The sequence below is a fragment of the Pseudomonas agronomica genome (genome assembly GCF_025917275.1).
Lineage (GTDB): Bacteria > Pseudomonadota > Gammaproteobacteria > Pseudomonadales > Pseudomonadaceae > Aquipseudomonas > Aquipseudomonas agronomica.
Genome location: NZ_JAOSHO010000767.1, coordinates 1 through 1,693, shown reverse-complemented (window position 1 = coordinate 1,693; position 1,693 = coordinate 1). Strand labels below are relative to the sequence as shown.

The 1,693-nt window shown below is 62.9% G+C and carries 1 protein-coding gene; it reads right to left on the bottom strand.

Features of this window, described 5'->3' with window-relative positions:
* Positions 1 to 48: 48 nt before the first annotated feature.
* Complete coding sequence (locus tag OC610_RS26970) at positions 49 to 1,590, bottom strand: alkaline phosphatase D family protein (RefSeq protein ID WP_264432354.1); 1,542 nt, start codon at positions 1,588 to 1,590, stop codon at positions 49 to 51.
* Positions 1,591 to 1,693 lie beyond the last annotated feature (103 nt).

Here is a 1,693-nt window from a genome sequence, read left to right as displayed (position 1 = left end):
TCGCGAGCAAGCTCGCTCCCACATGGGTTCTGTGTTGAGCTTCAGGGCTCACACCGGCTGCAACTTCTTCTCGAACACCGCCACGCCTTCCAGGTCCCGCAGCACTACGCTCATTTCCCCGCTCTGCCCGTCGATGTTCACCTCGCCAAAGAACTGATAGCCGGCAAACGGCGAGGTGTTCTGGGCCGGTGGGGCTTTCTGGAACACCACCTCGGGACCGAAGGTCTTGTCCAGGGCATTGGGCCCGAAACTGCCGGCGTTCAGCGGTCCGGCGACGAATTCCCAGAACGGTTCGAAATCCTGGAACGCGGCCTGTTCGGGGTGGTAGTGATGGGCGGCGCAATAGTGGACATCGGCGGTCAGCCAGACGTAATTGCGCACCTGATGCTTGCGCAGGTAACCGAGCAGTTCGGCGATCTCCACTTCACGGCCCTGGGCCTCGCCCGGGTCACCGTTGGCGACCGCTTCCCAGCGTGGCACGCCCGGGCTGACCTCGCCATCCGGCACACCCAGGCCGATGGGCATGTCGGCGGCGATGACTTTCCACTGGGCGCGGGATTGCTTCAGCTCGCGCTTGAGCCAATCCAACTGTTCACGGCCAAGAAACGGTTTCGCCGCGCCGAGGTTGGCGTCGTTGGCTTCGCGGTAGCTGCGCATGTCCAGCACGAACACATCCAGCATCGGCCCGTAGCCGAGCTTGCGGTAGATGCGTCCTCCGCCATCGGCCTTTTGCAGGCGCATGGGCGCGTATTCCAACCAGGCTTGCCGTGCACGACCGACCAGGCTGTGGATGTCCTTGGTCTGGTAGCGCTCGTCCAGTTGTTTGCCCGGCGACCAGTTGTTGACCACTTCGTGGTCGTCCCACTGCCAGATCTGCGGAACTTCGGCATTGAAGCGACGCACGTTTTCATCCATCAGGTTGTAGCGATAGTTGCCCCGATATTCGTCCAGCGTCTCGGCGACCTTGCTCTTGGCTTCGGTGGTGAGGTTGCGCCAGATGCGACCGCCCTCGGTGATGATTTGCGCCGGTACGGGGCCGTCGGCGTAGATCGTATCGCCGCTGTGGATAAAGAAATCCGGCAGGCGCAGGCGCATGGCTTCGTAGATGCGCATGCCGCCGATGTCCGGGTTGATACCGAAGCCCTGGCCGACGGTGTCGCCGCTCCAGACAAAACGAATGTTGCGCTTGAATTGCGGCACGCTGCGTAGATGACCGAGCCAGGGCTCGCTGGCCACGCCGCTCTGGGCGTCTTCGAAATGCACGCGGTAGAAAATCGCCTGGTCGGGCGGCAGGCCGGTGAGCTCGACCCGGGCGGTGAAATCGCTGCGGCTGTCGGCCAGCGCCGAGACAAAGCGCCGGGGGTTGGAGAACTGGCTGCGGGTGTCCCACTCCACCACCATCCGCGCCGGACGGTCGCTGCGACTCCAGATCATCGCGCGATCGCCCTGCAAGTCGCCCGATTGCACGCCTTCGGTCAGCACGGGCCGGTCCTTGACCGAAGCGATCACCGCCGGGGCCAGCCCGGGCAGCAATAAACCAGCGCCTACGGCTTGCATCACACGGCGACGGCCCAGGTCGAATTCGCTCATGGTGTTCTCCTTGAAATGGGAAAACTTAAGCATGGCCGTGTGAAGTGGGTGTGACAGATTTTTATGACCACCCAAAACTACTGTGGGAGCGAGCTTGCTCGCG